The organism is Telluria aromaticivorans, assembly GCF_013003915.1.
GTDB lineage: Bacteria > Pseudomonadota > Gammaproteobacteria > Burkholderiales > Burkholderiaceae_D > Telluria > Telluria aromaticivorans.
Genome location: NZ_JABAIV010000003.1, coordinates 732,107 through 748,145, shown reverse-complemented (window position 1 = coordinate 748,145; position 16,039 = coordinate 732,107). Strand labels below are relative to the sequence as shown.

Sequence of the window (16,039 nt, the reverse complement as noted above, 5' to 3'; positions counted from 1 at the left end):
CGGTTTCGCTCACGCTGGACCCCAAACTTTTCGGAGTCGACAGCATGAACTACATCGCAAAAGCAGACATTTCTACTTTGCCCAAACCGGACATTTCTACTTTGCCCTTACACACCCTACGGGATGGTGGTTAATTCCACGCCGAAGGCGAGAACAAATACCCCTCACCCCACACCGTCTTGATCTTCTCCGACTCCGCATCGTCAAACTTGCGGCGCAGCTTCGAGATGCAGTTGTCGATGCTGCGGTCCAGTCCATCGAACTCGATCCCGCGCATCTTCTTGAGCAGGGCATCGCGCGACAGCACCCGGCCGGCCGCCTCGGCCAGCACCAGCAGCAGCTTGTATTCGGTATTCGAGAGCACGCAGGGCTCGTCGCGCCAGACCACGCTGCGGTCGGTGGTGACGATGCGCAGCGCGCCGAACTGCAGCACGCGCGCGTCAAGGCCGCCCTTGGCCTGGGTGCGCCGCATCAGGGCGCGCAGGCGCGCCAGCAGCACGCGCGGCTGCACCGGCTTGTTGACGAAATCGTCGGCGCCTTGTTCCAGGCCCGAGACCTCGTCGTAGGAGTCCTCGCGCGCGGTCAGGATCAGGATCGGCACCTCGGACAATTCGCGGATCTGGCGGCAGACCACCATGCCGTCCAGTCCGGGCAGCATCAGGTCGAGCACCACCACGTCCGGCGACAATTCCTTGAACCGTTCCAGCGCCGTGTCGCCGCGCGTGACCAGGTCGACCGCGAATTCATAGCCGGACAGGTATTCCATGACGAGCTCCGCCAGCCGCGCATCGTCTTCCACCAACATCACTCGAAACATGCTTTTTTCTCCTTGGTCCAAGATTGTATAAGACCACTTACTTAAAAGCACAGTCCCTACAAAGGGGGGACATTTACGTACAGTTTGATGACATTCGGTGCAGGATGAAGCCAGTCGCTTACAAGCATCTTACCCTTCGCCGGGCTTGCCTGCTGAGCTGCGAATGGGTGTAGAGTTGCAAGCTGCACATCATTGACCTTGGAGGAGCATCGGATGAATCCTGTACGCCGCCCGCTCGGGCTGACCTTGATCGTCGCAAGCCTGCTTGCCGCCAGCGTCGCCGTGGTCCCGGCAGCGGCGCAGGAAGCCACCGTCGCGCCGCCGGCGGCGATGGTGCTTGAAAACGTGCCGAAGGTAGCCGCCAGCCTGGCGGAGAGAATCGCGAAGTACAACGAGTTCAAGCCGACTTCCTACGCCTCCTGGCATCCAACAAAACGCGAGATGATCGTCTCGCGCCGCCACAACAATACGCCCCAGCTGTTCCGCGTGGCCAGGCCAGGCGCCAGGCCCGAACTCCTGACCGACTATGCCGAGCCGGTGCGCTCCGCTCAGTACGAACCGCGCCATGGCAAGTTCTACCTGTTCGGGCGCGACACGGGCGGCAACGAGGTCTTCCGCGCGTACAAACGGGATGTCGGCAGCGCCGACGCCATTCCCGTCACGCCCGACAACCGGCGTGTGCAGGACACTGCCTGGGCCAAGGCCAGTGGCGAGCTGCTGTACGTGACGGTGCCGGTGGGCCGCCAGGGCTCGAACGACCAGGTCGTGTCGACCGTCAGCATCGTCGATCCGAGCGAGCCGGAAGGCGCACGCCTGCTCGCCGAACTGCCGGGCGGCGGCTGGGGCTCGTTCGCCTTCTCGCACGACGACAAGCAACTCGTGTACACCGAATTCGTTTCGGCGAACGAAAGCTACCTGTGGCTGATGGATGTCGCCACTGGCAAGAGCCGGCGCCTGATCGACAAGACCGAAGGCGAGAAGGTAGCCTACGGCGACGCCGTGTTCGCGCGCGACGGCAAGGGCCTGTATGCGACCAGCGACCGCGGGTCGGAATTCCGCCGGCTAGTCTACATCGACCTCGCGAGCGGCAAGGAAACCGTGCTCACGCCGCAGATCGACTGGGACATCGACGCGATCGGCCTGTCACTCGACGGCAAGCTGCTGGCCTTCGTCGCCAACGAGGACGGCAGCAGCGTGCTGCGCCTGATGCGAACCGTGGATCGCAAGCTGCTGGCCCAGCCGAAGCTGCCGATGGGCGTCATCGGCCGCATCGAATGGCATCACGACAGCCGCAACCTGGCGCTGTCGCTGTCCTCGGCGCGCAGCCCCTCGGATGTCTACAGCATCGATGCGAAGACCGGCGCCGTCACCCGCTGGACCGAGCACGAGAAGATGGAGGTCGACATGAAGCGCTTCGTCGAACCCTCCCTGGTGCGTTGGAAGTCCTTCGATGGACGCAGCATCTCCGGCTTTGTCTACCGCGCCCCCGCAGCCAGGTTCCTAGGCAAGCGCCCGGTCGTGATCAACATCCACGGCGGGCCGGAAGGGCAGGCCACGCCTGGCTTCCTGGGGCGGAACAACTACTACACGGACGAGATGGGCCTGACAGTGATCTACCCGAACGTGCGCGGCTCGCTAGGGTACGGCAAGAGCTTCCTGAAGCTGGACAACGGCAAGCTGCGCGAGGATTCGGTACGCGACATCGGCACACTGCTCGACTGGATCGCGGCCCAGCCGGACATGGATGCGTCACGGGTGGCGGTGGTGGGTGGATCCTACGGTGGCTACATGACGCTGGCGGTATCGACCATGTACCCGGAGCGGATCGCGGCGGCGATCGACATCGTCGGCATCTCGAATTTCGCGACCTTCCTCGAGCGTACCGAAAGCTACCGCCGCGATTTGCGCCGCGTGGAGTACGGCGACGAGCGCGATCCGGAGATGCGCAAGTGGATGGATGCGATGGCGCCGGCGAACAACGCGGCGAAGATCCGGAAGCCGCTGTTCGTCGTGCAGGGCAAGAATGACCCGCGCGTGCCGTGGCAGGAGGCCGACCAGATCGTCGCGACCGTGAAGAAGAACGGCACCCCGGTGTGGTACATGACGGCGAACGACGAGGGGCACGGGTTTGGCAAGAAGGCGAATGCGGACTATTTGTTTTATGCGGGGGTGGATTTTTTGAATACTTACCTGCTGGGCGCCGGTGCCGCGGTGAAGTGATTTTGTAGGGTGGGCGGGGTCATTCTGGCCAATGGCCGGAATGACGCACGCCCGCGCGTTCAACTAAAAAATGAATCCTCGCGACGCATGTTCTTGTTGAACGCGTGGGCAGAATCTGCCCACCCTACGATGTGCGGCTACTCCGCTGCCGCGATACGCTCGCTGATCGCCACCCCGACCTCGGTTGTATTCGCCGACCCACCCATGTCCGGCGTGCGCGGCCCATTCACCAGGCAATGCTCCACCGCCGCCATGACGGCATCGTGCGCCTCGGTATAACCCAAAAACTCCAGCATCATCGCCCCCGACCAGATCATCGCGATCGGGTTGGCGATGTTCTTCCCGTAGATATCCGGCGCCGAGCCGTGCACCGGCTCGAACAGCGAGGGGAAGCTGCGCTCGGGGTTCAGGTTGGCCGAGGGCGCAATCCCGATCGTGCCGGCGCAGGCCGGGCCGAGGTCGGACAGGATATCGCCGAACAGGTTCGAGGCCACCACCACGTCGAAGCGTTCCGGCGACAGCACGAAGCGCGCGGCCAGGATATCGACGTGGTACTTGTCCCAGCGGACTTCAGGGTAAGACTCGCCCATGGCGGCCACGCGCTCGTCCCAGTAGGGCATCGAGATGGCGATGCCGTTCGACTTGGTGGCCGCGGTCAGGTGCTTTTTCGGCCGGCGCTGGGCCAGCTCGAAGGCATACTTCAGGATGCGGTCGGTGCCGTGGCGGGTGAAGATCGCTTCCTGCAGCACCAGCTCGCGATCCGTGCCTTCGAACATGCGCCCGCCGACGGCCGAGTATTCGCCCTCGGTGTTTTCGCGCACCACGTAGAAATCGATGTCGCCCGGTTTCTTGCCCGCGAGCGGGCAGGGCACGCCCGGCATCAGGCGCACCGGGCGCAGGTTCACGTACTGGTCGAACTCGCGCCGGAACTTCAGCAGCGACCCCCACAGGGAGACGTGGTCGGGGACGATATCGGGCCAGCCGACCGCGCCGAAGAAGATCGCCTCGCAACCGGCGAGTTGCGCCTTCCAGTCGTCCGGCATCATCTTGCCGTGCTGGGCGTAATAGTCGCAGCTGGCCCATTCGAAGGTCTCGAATTCGAGCCCGATGCCGAAGCGCTTGCTTGCGGCTTCCAATGCGCGCAGGCCTTCCGGCATGACTTCCTTGCCGATGCCGTCCCCGGCGATCACGGCGATCTTGTGCGTCTTCATTCGCGGCTCCCTGTGCTGTTTATGTGTTCAATCTCAGCTTAGCAAGAAAACATGGCGTTTATAATCCCCTGCTGTGTAGTCTTATAAGACACGAATCGTGAATAATCAAATCGAGAACGGCGACCTGCGCGTATTCGTCGCGGTAGTGCGCAAGGGGAGTTTCAGCGGCGCGGCCGAAGAGCTCGGCAAGTCGGCTGCCTTCATCAGCAAGCGCATCGGCATACTGGAAGCCTCGCTCGGCGTGCGGCTGTTCGAGCGCACGACGCGGCGCGTGGTCATCACCGACGACGGCGAGCAGGTCTACGGCCGCGCCCAGCTGATCCTGGAGCAGCTCGACGACATGGTCGATGACGTGTCCGAGCGGCGCCGCGAACCGGCCGGCCGCCTGCGCATCTGCAGCAGCTTCGGTTTTGGGCGCAACGTGGTGGCGCCGGTGATCGCGAAACTGGCAGCCGCCCACCCGCGCCTGCAGATACGCTTCGAGGTGTTCGACCGGCTGGTCGATACCGTGGCTGAAGGTTTCGACCTGGACGTGCGCATCGGCGACAGCATCCCGCCGCAACTGGTCGCGCGCAAACTCATGGACAACCACCGCATCCTCTGCGCCTCGCCCGCCTACCTGGCGCAGCACGGCATGCCGAAGACGCTGCTTGAGCTCGCCGGCCACCAGTGCCTGGCAATCAAGGAGCGCGACCATCCGCTCGGCACCTGGCGCTTGCATGGCAGGGATGGCGAGGAAACCGTCCGCGTCTCGGGCGCGCTGTCGACCAACCACGGTGAGATCGCGTTGAGGTGGGCGGTGGAAGGGGCCGGCATCGTGCTGCGCTCGCAGTGGGATGCGCGCGGCTACCTGGAGGAGGGCACGCTGGTGCAGGTGCTGCCGGACTACACGCAGCCGGCGAATGTGTGGGCGGTGTATCCGCAGCGGCTTGCCGGGTCGGGCAGGGTGCGGGTGTTCGTGGAGTTCCTGCGCCGGCACCTGGCGCAGGAGTGAGCCCCAGGATTACTCCTCGTTGACGGCATCCATGCGGCGGATGCCCACCTTGGCAATGCGCCGGTTCTCGATGGCCAGGATGTCGTAGCGCACGCCATCGAGTTCAACCACCTGGCCGACTTCGGGAAGCGTTTCCAGGCGCTCGACGAGGAAGCCCGCCAGCGAAGCAGAACCCGCGCCATTGATCACCAGCGTATCGGTTTCCAGGATTTGTTCGAGCAGGTGCAGGTCGGCCGAGCCGTCGGCTTCCCACTGGCCCGGCCCGAGCACCCGGATCGCCGGTTGCTCGTCCTCGTCCGGGAATTCTCCGGCAATGGCTTCCAGGATGTCGATCGGGGTAAGCAGGCCCTGGACCGACCCATACTCGTCGGCGACGAGGACCAGCTGGCCATGGGCGCGCTTGAGCGTTTCCATGGCGCGCAATACGCCGGCCGTTTCCGGGAGGATGATCGGCGTCCTCAGCGGACCCGCGCCGGACTCGTCGAGCGGCCGCCCCAGGATCAGTGCGCCGATCAGGTCTTTGGTCCGGCCGATACCGATGACCTGGTCCATTTCACCGCGGCAAACCGGCACCAGGCTGTGCGGCGTGTCATGCAGCTGCTGCAGGATGTCGGCAGCATCGTGCTCGAGGTTGACCCAGGACATCTCCGATCGTGGCGTCATGATCGAGCGGATCGACCTGTCCGCCAGGGCCAATACCCCGCTCACCATGTTGCGTTCTTCCACGGCGAACGTTTCCTCCCTTGCTGCCGGGCCGTCCCCGGCATCGGCTGCCGGCTCTGCGCGCTTCCTGTTGCCCAGCAGGCGCAAGACCGATTCCGCGGTCCGCTCGCGGAAGGGGACGCGTGCCTCATTCTTGAGAGAATTGCGATGCGCGAACTGGTTCAGGCCTTCGATCACGACAGAGAAACCGATGGCCGCATACAGGTAGCCTTTCGGAATATGGAAACCCAGGCCTTCCGCAACCAGGCTCAGCCCGATCATCAGGAGGAAGCTCAGGCACAGCACCACCACTGTCGGATGGGCATTCACAAAGCGCGTCAAGGGCTTGGACGCGAGGATCATGATGCCGATCGAGATGATCACGGCCGCCATCATGACGCCCAGCTGGTCCACCATGCCCACCGCGGTGATGACGGCGTCGAGCGAGAACACGGCATCGAGCACCACGATCTGCGCCACCACCGAGGCAAAGCTGGCATACACCCTGGATTGGGACTGCGTGTGCATGACCCCTTCCACGCGCTCGTGCAACTCGACCGTGGCCTTGAACAGCAGGAAGATGCCGCCGAGGAGCAGGATCAGGTCCCGTCCGGAAAAACTGAAGGACCCGAGCGAGAACAGCGGCGTGGTCAGTGTGACCAGCCACGACACGATGGTCAACAGGCCAAGCCGCATCCCCATCGCCAGCGACAGTCCGATCAAGCGTGCCTTGTCGCGCTGGTGCGGGGGCAGCTTCTCCGCCAGGATGGCGATGAAAATCAGGTTGTCGATTCCCAGAACGATTTCCAGGAGAATTAAAGTCAGCAGACCCACCCATATGGTCGGGTCGAATAGCCATTCCATCTTGTACACCTCGTGAAGTCAAACGCGCGTGTGGCCGATCGGCCCTGGACGCAGGATGCCGGCGCCGTCTGCCGCAGCACGCGCGAGCGTGGGCGGGCCGGCGCCAGGCCAGGCGAAACGCCGGATAAGGTCCGGCGCCAGGCTTCAGGTGCGAGGTGGCTTGATGGGAGGAGGGGGTGCGTCGCCCGGGCGCGAGGCGTCGTGGCCCAGGGCCGCCTGGCCGGACGGGCCGGCCAGGCGCTGTGCCGCTTCGACATAGACGATGTCGTGCAAGTCCTGGTGGCCGGGAGGCTCATCCGGATCGACGTCGCAGGCCAGCGCGCAGGCAGAACTGTTGCCGGCTTGCGCATCGGGCACGATGGCCGGGGCTTCCGCCGGCGCCGACGCAAATCCGGCCTGCAGCAGTGAAGCAGACATGGACAGTGCGAAAACGTTCAGGGGGAATAGCAGGATAAGAACAATGACGAGTGCTCGTCTCATACGATCTTGGTAGACAGGACGATGCCAGTATAGCATGCGGTACAGCGCGGATTTCCTGCACCCTGGCCGGAAAGCAAACGGCCCGCAAATCGCGGGCCGTCGTCAATTCATGGAGCCAGGACGGCTTACGCCATGTTCTGTTCCGCGAATTCCCAGTTAGCCACGTTCCAGAAGGCTTCCAGGAACTTGGCGCGGGCGTTGCGGTAGTCGATGTAGTAGGCGTGTTCCCAGACGTCGGCGGTGAGCAGGGCCTTGTCCGAGGTGGTCAGCGGGGTGCCGGCGTTCGAGGTGTTGACGATGTCGACGCCACCGTCGGCCTTTTGCACCAGCCAGGTCCAGCCCGAACCGAAGTTGCCCAGCGCGGCCTTGTTGAACTCTTCCTTGAACTTGTCGAACGAGCCCCACTTGGCGTTGATCGCATCAAGAACCTTGCCGCTTGGCGCGCCCGAGCCGTTCGGGGTCATGCAGTTCCAGAAGAAGGTGTGGTTCCACACCTGGGCCGAATTGTTGAACACACCGCCCGACGATTTCTTGATGATCTCTTCGAGGGACATGTTTTCGTACTCGGTCCCCTTGATCATGTTGTTCAGGTTGGTGACATAGGTCTGGTGGTGCTTGCCGTAGTGGTATTCCAGCGTCTCGGCCGAGATGTGCGGCTGCAGGGCGTCTTTGGCGTATGGCAGTGGCGGCAGGGTATGTTCCATGTTTTCTTCCTTATTTGGTTGGACAGGTTTTGTTCCAGAGCGCCGTCATTCTAAACCGGATAGCGCGATGTTGCAGGCTTGGCTATTCAATGCGGCGGGTCATTCGGCTGCATCCTCCAGCACGGCTTGCACGCTGGACACGCCAATCTCCGCGCTGCCGTTGGCCAGGCGTATGGTCAGCTTGTTGCGCGCCTTGATTTGGGCCGGGTCGCGCAGCACCTCGCCCTTGGCGTTGCGCACAATCGCATAGCCGCGCTCGAGGGTGCGTTGCGGGTTCAGCAGTTCGAGCTGGGCCGCGAGGGCGCCCAGGGCGTCGCGCCTCCCTTTGACCGCGCTGGACAGGCTGGCGTTCAGGTGGCGTCCCTCGGACAGGAGCTGGGCGCGCAGGGTGCGCAGGTCGGGCCGGTAGCGCGTCCAGCGCTGCTGCAGTTGGGACAGTACCAGCGTCTGGCGGTTCACCGGCGTGCGCACGGCGTGGGTCATCGCGGCCGCCATCGACAGCAATTTCACCCGCTGGTGGCGGATCTGGGCCGAGGGGCTGAGCAGGCGGCGGCTGTAGCTGTCCACGCCCTGGCTCGCTTCCGACAGGCTGCGGCGCATCGCGCGGCGCAGGTCCTGGGCGTCGGCGGACAGCGAGCCGAGCCAGTCGGCGCGCGGCGTGGCGGCCAGCTCGGCGGCGGCGGTGGGGGTGGCGGCGCGCACGTCGGCGGCGAAGTCGGCGATCGTGAAGTCGGTTTCGTGGCCGACGCCCGAAATCACGGGGATGGTGCAGGCGTCGATGGCGCGCGCCACGCATTCTTCGTTAAAACTCCACAGGTCTTCGATCGAACCGCCGCCGCGGCAGACCAGCAGCAGGTCGGCTTCGCCGCGGCGGGAGGCCGTCATGATGGCTTCGGCGATCTTGTCCGCTGCGAATTGCCCCTGCACCGGGGCGGGATAGAGGATCACGCGCACGTGCGGCGCGCGGCGCTCCAGGGCGGTGAGCACGTCGCGCAGGGCTGCGGCCTGCGGGCTGGTGACGATGCCGATCGTGCGCGGGAACAGCGGCAGCGGGCGTTTGCGGTCCTGGTCGAACAGTCCCTCGCTTGACAGCTTTTCCTTCAGGCGCACGAAGGCGTCATACAGCGCGCCGACGCCGGCCCGGCGGATCGTCTCGACATTGATCTGGTAGTCGCCACGCGCGCCGTACAGTGTCACCAGTGCGCGCACCTCGACCTTGTCGCCTTCGCGCGGATTGAAGCCGACATATTGGGCGCGGCTGCGGAACATGACGGCGCGGACCTGGGCGGCATCGTCCTTCAGCGTGAAATACCAGTGGCCGGAGCTGGCGCGGGTGAAGTTGGAAATTTCGCCACTGATCCAGGCCAGCGGAAAACTCCGTTCGAGCAAACGGGCAACCTGCAGGTTCAGGGCCGTCACGCTCATGACGGCTGGGGCGGTGTACGCGGGATCGGCGTCGGTTGGACGTTCCATGGGTGCGGGGATGACAGGCAAAGGTGATGCTTATGTCACATCCCGGGCAAAACGACAAGTGCCGTCGGCAGCCGTGCGCACATGCAGCTCTCGATTGACCCGAGGATGACGTTGTTGCCTTTTTTCAATGCATTCTATTGCTTATGCTTTTAAATCAAGGGCTTGCGACCGACAATGTGCGCTAGGGAACCATCTTATCCACAAAATCTGTGGGCAACTCATCCATAAGACACAAGACCCAAGGACGCCAGGCATACAGGCAGGATCTGGCCCAGCCTGCGCATCCTGAAGAGGGAAACGGCTGCCTGCTCAAAAATGTCGCTAGGAAATTATGTTGTTTTACATCAAGGACTTAGTTTGCCGGGAAGGGGCTTGCTCACAATTTTGTCCACAAAAAGTGTGCACAAGGAGCGCGACGGTAGAACTCGGCGGCGCGGTACCCGGCGGGGGCAAGCCTGGATCTTGTTCATTAGCGAGAAGGTCCCCGTCAGGGGCATCCTGGAAGCCGGTTCTTTTCAACCTGCACGTTTTCGCGGCAGCCCCGTCTAATACCTGATAAATCAATGACTTAAGCTAGAGTCAAGAATCTTCATCACATTGTTATCCACAAAATCTGTGCAGAGCTGAACTTTCTATGCATCAAGCTCTAAACTGCTGAACAACTGATGCATGGAACGTCGTTTTTGCACGGAAACACCGGCTGAACGGGCTGGCGATTAAATTTTGTGCAGAACGTGTTTTTCTTTCAGAATCAGACACTTAAGCCTAGGAAAAGGGCGTTGCGCACATTATTGTCCACAAAATGTGTGAGGAACCTCACAGAAGAGTGCTGCACCTCGCACGGTACGGCGCTGCTCATTTTTTGCGCGCGAGAAATTTATCGTTCCAAATCAATCACTTAAGGAGCGCAAAAGCCCATTGCGCACAATTTTGTCCACAGATTTTGTTCGTAACTAGGGATCTTCGATCCAGCTCAATACGCTTGAGCCAGACCCGAGCAGATAGCGAGCGGGTGCATCTGACATGTGCCGTTTTCTTGCGCATGCCCGGAATATCCTTTGGAATCAAGGATGTTTGATCGATCGCAGAGCCTTGCACACATTTTTATCCACAGAAGATGTGCAGAACCTGAGGTGTAATGCACTTGCCGCAGTGCTAGCAACTTGTTACATTGCTGAATTGATTTCTCACCGCCCCAGGAGTTTCTTTTGCTCGCTATCTTCCAAGCTGCAGGTTGGCCAATCTGGCTCTTGCTGATCGCCTCGATCGTCGCTGTCGCCCTGATCGTGGAACGCCTGATCTACCTGCGCCGCGAAAAGATCCTACCGAAGCAGCTGCTCGACGAAGTCATCCGCGTCTACCGCGCCGGCAAGGTCACCCCGGACGTGGTGGACAAGCTCGAACACAATTCGCCGCTCGGCACCGTGCTGGCCGCCGCGCTGCGCAACGTCGACGCCCCGCGCGACGTCATGAAGGAATCGATCGAGGAAGCCGGCCGCGGCGTCGCCCAGGGCCTGGAGCGCTTTCTCACCACCCTCGGCACCATCGCCTCGCTGGCGCCGCTGATGGGCCTGTTCGGCACCGTGGTCGGCATGATCGAGATCTTCGGCGCCCAGAGCCCGACCGGCGGCAACAACCCGGCGCAACTGGCGCACGGAATTTCGGTGGCCCTGTATAACACCGGCTTCGGCCTGGCCATCGCCATGCCGGCGCTGGTGTTCTACCGCCACTTCCGCGCCCTGGTCGACAGCTTCGTGATCGAGATGGAACTGCAGGCCGTGAAATTTGTCGACGTCGTCCACGGTGCCCGCAAATGATGAACTTCCGCCGCGGCCGCCAGCGCGAGGAACCGGAGATCAACCTGATTCCCTTCATCGACGTGCTGCTGGTCGTCCTGATCTTCCTGATGGTCTCCACCACCTACAGCAAGTTTACCGAGCTGCAGATCACGCTGCCGACGGCGGATGCCGCGAAGGTGGAGCAGCGGCCGTTCGAGATCAACGTCACGATCGACGCCAAGGGTAACTACACGGTGAACAATGTGCCGGTGTCCTTCCACAGCGTGGCCGGCCTGGCCGAAGACCTGAAGGCTGCCGCCAGCAGCGGTCCCGGCGGCCAGCCTGCAACCGACCCGGTGGTCATCGTCAACGCCGACCAGTTCGCGATGCACCAGATGGTCATCAACGTGCTGGAAGCGGCGCGCGTGGCCGGCTTCGAGAAGCTGACCTTCGCTGCCCAGACCGGCGCCAAGAAGTAAGCGGACCGGGCGCGTCCCGCACGCGCCCGCCGCCCCGAACATGGCATTACCTTCCATCGAATCGACCCTGACCCGCGCCTGGCTGCGCCGCGGCCCGCTGGCGCTGGCGCTGCTGCCGCTCGCGCTGGTGTTCCGGCTGCTGGCCGCCGTGCGCGCGCTGCTGTACCGCCTCGGGCTGAAACAGAGCGAGCGCTTGCCGGTGCCGGTCATCGTGGTTGGCAATATCTTTATTGGCGGCACCGGCAAGACGCCGCTGACGATCTGGCTGGCCGAGGCGCTGCGTGCGGCCGGCCTGCGTCCTGGCGTGATTTCGCGCGGCCATGGCGGTGCGGAATCGAGCCCGCGCGAAGTGACGCCTCGGTCCGACCCGCGCGAAGTGGGCGACGAGCCGCTGCTGATCGCGGCGCGCGCCGGCTGCCCGGTCGTGGTCGGGCGCAAGCGTGCAGAAGCGGGCAGGGCGCTGCTGGCCGCCCATCCCGAGGTGGATGTCCTGATTACCGACGACGGACTGCAGCATTACGCGCTGGCGCGCGACATCGAGATCGTCCTGTTCGATGGCCGCGGCGTCGGCAACGGCTGGCTGCTGCCGGCCGGCCCGCTGCGCGAGCCGCCTTCGCGCCGCCGCGATTTCACGGTGATCAACGCCCCCGCGATCGCGCCGGCGCTGGCGGCAGCGGTCGGCGGCCAGCCCTTCCAGATGCAGCTTGCGGGCGAGTTCGCCGAGCCGCTGGCCCGGCCTGGCGAGCGCCTGCCATTGGCGCAGCTGGCCGGAAAGCGCATCGTCGCCGCCGCCGGGATCGGCAACCCGGGCCGCTTCTTCGCCATGCTGCGCGGCGCCGGGTTGACGGTTGGCGAGCTGCCGCTGCCCGACCACCATGACTTCCTCGACCGTCCCTTCGACACCGTGGACGCCGATGTCATCCTGATCACGGAGAAGGATGCAGTAAAATGTCGGCAACTTGATAACCTGAAGGACGACCCGCGCTTGTGGGTCGTACCCGTGACGGCGCGGATCGATCCTGCGCTGGCCGAACAAATCGTGGAGAAATGTCGTGGACGCTCGACTGCTTGATATCCTGGTCTGCCCGCTGTGCAAGGGCCCCCTTGAGTACGACAAGAAGGCGCAGGAACTGACCTGCCGCCCGGACCGCCTGGCTTACCCGATCCGCGACGGTATCCCGATCATGTGGGCCGACCAGGCGCGCAAGATCGAGCCGGTGTAAAAGCAGCGGCATGAGCTTTACCGTCATCATCCCGGCCCGGCTGGCCTCGACCCGCCTGCCGAACAAGCCGCTGGCCGACCTCGGCGGCAAGCCGATGATCGTGCGCGTCGCCGAACGCGCGCGCGAATCCGGCGCTGCCCGCATCATCGTCGCCACCGACCACCCCGACATCCTGGCGGCCTGCGCCGCGCACGGCATCGAAGCCTGCATGACGCGCGCCGACCACCCGTCCGGCACCGACCGCATCGCCGAAGTCGCCCAGGCTCTTGGCCTGGCTGCGGACGAGGTCGTGGTCAACCTGCAGGGCGACGAGCCGCTGATCGACCCGGCCCTGCTGGCGGCCTGCGCCGCCCGCATTCGCGACGGCGTGCCGATGGCCACCTGCGCCCATCCGATCCACGATGTGGCCGACGTGTTCAACCCGAATGTGGTGAAGGTCGTGCTCGACAAGGCGGGACGCGCGCTGTATTTCTCGCGCGCCACGATTCCCTGGGACCGCGATGCGTTCGCGGCTACGCAGGACGCGCTGCCCTTGGGCTACGCACCCCTGCGCCACATCGGCCTGTACGCCTATAGCAATGCCTTCCTCCAGGCCTATCCGGCGCTGGAGAGCGCGCCGCTCGAAACCATCGAGGCGCTGGAGCAATTGCGCGTGCTGTGGCACGGTTATCCGATCGCCGTACACGTTACCGACAGCGCGCCGCCAGGCGGTGTCGACACCCTTGACGACCTGGCGCGCGTGCGCCGCCACTACCCAAACTGACAAGGCCTCAAGGCTAAATCCGGGCCGTCTGCGCTATATCAAAAGTTGCTTGCAGGTGGCCTTTGGATTGGCGTTAAAGCTGACTTTTGTGGTAACTTTCGTGTCAAGGTAGCCAGATATGCATCAAGCCTGATCGTCAGCAAACATAATAATCATCAACATCCTCTAGGAATCTAGGAAACTCATGCGTCTCATTCTGCTAGGAGCACCGGGAGCCGGTAAGGGCACCCAGGCTAACTTCATCAAGGAAAAGTTCAACATCCCCCAGATCTCCACCGGCGACATGCTGCGTGCAGCGATCAAGGCAGGGACCGAACTGGGCCTGGCTGCCAAGAAGGTGATGGATGCGGGCCAGCTGGTCTCGGACGACATCATCATCGGCCTGGTGAAAGAGCGCCTGAAAGAAACCGACTGCGCCAACGGCTACCTGTTCGACGGCTTTCCACGCACCATCGCGCAGGCCGACGCCATGAAAGACAGCGGCGTGACCATCGACTACGTGCTGGAAATCGACGTGCCAGACGACCTGATCGTCGAGCGCATGTCGGGCCGCCGCACCCACCCGGGCTCGGGCCGCGTCTACCACACCAAGTTCAACCCGCCAAAAGTGGCCGACACCGACGACGTGACGGGCGAAGCGCTGGTGCAGCGCGACGACGACAAGGAAGAAACCGTCGTCAAGCGCCTGACCGTGTACCACAACCAGACCGAAGTGCTGCTCGGCTACTACAACAAGTGGGCCCAGTCCGGCCTGCCCGGCGCGCCGAAATACCGCAAGATCACCGGCGTCGGCCCGGTCGAGCAGGTACGCGACGCAGCGTTTGCGGCGCTGGCGGAATAAGCTTCCAGCTCCAAGTGAAACGGCCCTTCGGGGCCGTTTTTCGTTAACCGTAGGGTGGGCGGGTTCCCCGCCCGCGCGTTCAAGCGACCGATGAACAACCTCGTCGCATCAACTCACCGTGTATTTGAACGCGCGGGCGGCAAAGCCGCCCACCCTACAAAAGCGCTCCAACATCAACGATCACAAATACCTTTCAACGGCAGCCATCAACGACTCCCGATCCGAATCCCCTTCATACCGCTCGCCATCGATGAAAAAGCTCGGCGTCCCCTTGGCCCCCAGCGATTTCCCTTCGGCCGCCTGCGCCTCGATCCGTTCGCGATAGCGCCGCTGCGCCAGCTCCTCCTCGAGCCGTGCCCCATCCACCCCCAATTCGCGCGCCAGCAGCGGCAACTGCCCCGGCGTCGCCTGCGCCTGTTGCTCGAACAGCGCATCGTGCATCTCCCAGAACTTGCCCTGGGCCCCGGCAGCTTCAGCTGCCTCGGCAGCTGGCTCGGCGTTCGGGTGCATCCCGAGCGGCAGATGGCGGTAAACCAAGGCAATCCGGTCGCCATGCCGCTGCTGAAGTTCGGCAAGGGTGAAACGGGCCCGCGCGCAATACGGGCACTGGAAATCGCCGTATTCGATAATCACGACATCGGCATCGCGCTTTCCACGCACATGGTCGTCTTCCCGGATCTGCACCTGGCTCATCCGTGCTCCTCGTCTGGTCGATGCACCGATCTTCGCAAGTGCCCGGGGCCGCCTGCCGCGCGTTACCGGCTGGAACGATGTGAACATCCGTCGTGTGCGCCCCGGTCAGCCGGGCAGGCAGATAATGGATCGCCTGACCAATCGATATGCCCGAGGTGCGCCATGAGTCCCATCAAGTCCACCATTGCCGTGCTGTTCGCCCTGGGTTCCGCAAGCGCGCTGGCCCAGAACCAGGCGACGCTGACACCGACGCCGAGCAAGCCGGCCGACAGCGCCACCTACGGCCCGGTACTCAATCCGCAAGCGACACCTGCACCGGCCCCGACGCCGCCGGCTGCCCCGCAGCCATCCGGCGAAGCCCGCCCGCAGGCGCAGGAAGAGCGCGCCGGCCAGCCTCCGACCAGCAAGCACCTTGAGGTCGATCCATCGGCCCGTCCCGCACCGCAAGCTGTGCAGCCACAGCAGGGCCAGCAAAGCCAGGATGCGCAGAAACGCAAGCCGCCCAGCAAGAAGGGCAAGCAGGCCGTGCGCCGTTCGGTGGACCAGCGTATCGAGAGGACCCCGCGCATTGCCGCGCCCCTTCCGCCGCCATCGCCGCGCGCCGAGGTCCAGCCGGCGCCGCGCCCGGCCGGTCCATCGTCCACCCAGGTGGTCGGCTGCGTCGGCGGCAATTGCACCGACACGAGCGGCACGGGCTACAACGCCGCCGGCCCCGGCAATGCGGCGGTCAGCAGCAGTGGCCAGCTATGCACCCGCAGCGGCGCCACCATGCAATGCTTTTGACGGCGGCGTAGTCC

At 63.8% G+C, this 16,039-nt stretch carries 16 protein-coding genes; 9 read left to right on the top strand and 7 right to left on the bottom strand.

The features are described 5' to 3' along the window. Positions 1 to 130 precede the first annotated feature (130 nt). Positions 131 to 817, bottom strand: coding sequence for a response regulator (locus HGB41_RS12630; protein WP_212760914.1), 687 nt, complete (start codon positions 815 to 817; stop codon positions 131 to 133). A gap of 213 nt (positions 818 to 1,030) precedes the next feature. Between HGB41_RS12630 and HGB41_RS12625 the strand changes: the two genes are divergently transcribed. Beyond that, positions 1,031 to 3,037 (top strand): alpha/beta hydrolase family protein, encoded by a 2,007-nt coding sequence (locus HGB41_RS12625; protein ID WP_171084790.1) that lies wholly within the window; start codon positions 1,031 to 1,033, stop codon positions 3,035 to 3,037. A 137-nt stretch (positions 3,038 to 3,174) separates the two neighbouring features. On the opposite strand, the gene HGB41_RS12620 is transcribed toward HGB41_RS12625, so the two are convergent. Then, on the bottom strand, positions 3,175 to 4,248 hold the full coding sequence (locus HGB41_RS12620; RefSeq protein WP_171084788.1) for a tartrate dehydrogenase: 1,074 nt from the start codon (positions 4,246 to 4,248) through the stop codon (positions 3,175 to 3,177). A 97-nt stretch (positions 4,249 to 4,345) separates the two neighbouring features. Between HGB41_RS12620 and HGB41_RS12615 the strand changes: the two genes are divergently transcribed. Next, entirely contained in the window at positions 4,346 to 5,242 is an 897-nt protein-coding gene (locus tag HGB41_RS12615; protein WP_171084786.1) for a LysR substrate-binding domain-containing protein, read from the top strand. Between the two features lie 9 nt (positions 5,243 to 5,251). Here HGB41_RS12615 and HGB41_RS12610 read toward each other — a convergent pair whose 3' ends face one another. The 4 genes from HGB41_RS12610 to xseA all read right to left on the bottom strand — a co-directional run bounded on the left by HGB41_RS12610 (position 5,252) and on the right by xseA (position 9,465). Continuing rightward, a complete protein-coding gene (locus tag HGB41_RS12610; RefSeq protein WP_171084784.1) occupies positions 5,252 to 6,808 on the bottom strand; it encodes a TerC family protein in 1,557 nt (518 codons plus the stop codon). A gap of 144 nt (positions 6,809 to 6,952) precedes the next feature. Then, positions 6,953 to 7,225, bottom strand: coding sequence for a hypothetical protein (locus HGB41_RS12605; RefSeq protein WP_171084782.1), 273 nt, complete (start codon positions 7,223 to 7,225; stop codon positions 6,953 to 6,955). Between the two features lie 188 nt (positions 7,226 to 7,413). Next, positions 7,414 to 7,992 carry a superoxide dismutase gene (locus HGB41_RS12600; RefSeq protein WP_171084780.1) on the bottom strand — a complete coding sequence of 193 codons (579 nt, stop codon included), beginning with the start codon at positions 7,990 to 7,992 and terminating at the stop codon, positions 7,414 to 7,416. 99 nt (positions 7,993 to 8,091) lie between these two features. Then, the gene (xseA, locus tag HGB41_RS12595) at positions 8,092 to 9,465 is read right to left on the bottom strand and encodes an exodeoxyribonuclease VII large subunit (protein WP_171084778.1); all 1,374 of its coding nucleotides are present in this window, start codon (positions 9,463 to 9,465) and stop codon (positions 8,092 to 8,094) included. A 1,208-nt stretch (positions 9,466 to 10,673) separates the two neighbouring features. Between xseA and HGB41_RS12590 the strand changes: the two genes are divergently transcribed. From HGB41_RS12590 to adk, 6 genes are all read left to right on the top strand, one after another. Next, positions 10,674 to 11,282 carry a MotA/TolQ/ExbB proton channel family protein gene (locus tag HGB41_RS12590; protein ID WP_171084776.1) on the top strand — a complete coding sequence of 203 codons (609 nt, stop codon included), beginning with the start codon at positions 10,674 to 10,676 and terminating at the stop codon, positions 11,280 to 11,282. Next, positions 11,282 to 11,722: an ExbD/TolR family protein gene (locus HGB41_RS12585; protein ID WP_171084901.1), complete on the top strand. Its 441-nt coding sequence runs from the start codon at positions 11,282 to 11,284 to the stop codon at positions 11,720 to 11,722. Before HGB41_RS12590 ends, HGB41_RS12585 begins: the two co-directional genes overlap by 1 nt. A 40-nt stretch (positions 11,723 to 11,762) precedes the next feature. After that, on the top strand, positions 11,763 to 12,794 hold the full coding sequence (gene lpxK / locus HGB41_RS12580) for a tetraacyldisaccharide 4'-kinase (RefSeq protein ID WP_171084774.1): 1,032 nt from the start codon (positions 11,763 to 11,765) through the stop codon (positions 12,792 to 12,794). Next, the gene (locus HGB41_RS12575; protein WP_081926130.1) at positions 12,775 to 12,945 is read left to right on the top strand and encodes a Trm112 family protein; all 171 of its coding nucleotides are present in this window, start codon (positions 12,775 to 12,777) and stop codon (positions 12,943 to 12,945) included. The genes lpxK and HGB41_RS12575 overlap by 20 nt, the downstream gene beginning before the upstream one ends. Positions 12,946 to 12,955: 10 nt before the next feature. After that, on the top strand, positions 12,956 to 13,708 hold the full coding sequence (gene kdsB, locus HGB41_RS12570; RefSeq protein WP_171084772.1) for a 3-deoxy-manno-octulosonate cytidylyltransferase: 753 nt from the start codon (positions 12,956 to 12,958) through the stop codon (positions 13,706 to 13,708). 184 nt (positions 13,709 to 13,892) lie between these two features. Further along, complete coding sequence (gene adk, locus HGB41_RS12565) at positions 13,893 to 14,549, top strand: adenylate kinase (RefSeq protein WP_171084770.1); 657 nt, start codon at positions 13,893 to 13,895, stop codon at positions 14,547 to 14,549. Positions 14,550 to 14,729: 180 nt separating this feature from the next. Here adk and HGB41_RS12560 read toward each other — a convergent pair whose 3' ends face one another. After that, positions 14,730 to 15,242: a DsbA family protein gene (locus HGB41_RS12560; protein WP_171084768.1), complete on the bottom strand. Its 513-nt coding sequence runs from the start codon at positions 15,240 to 15,242 to the stop codon at positions 14,730 to 14,732. A 162-nt stretch (positions 15,243 to 15,404) separates the two neighbouring features. Here HGB41_RS12560 and HGB41_RS12555 point away from each other — a divergent pair, with 162 nt between their 5' ends. Then, positions 15,405 to 16,025: a hypothetical protein gene (locus HGB41_RS12555; RefSeq protein ID WP_171084766.1), complete on the top strand. Its 621-nt coding sequence runs from the start codon at positions 15,405 to 15,407 to the stop codon at positions 16,023 to 16,025. Positions 16,026 to 16,039 lie beyond the last annotated feature (14 nt).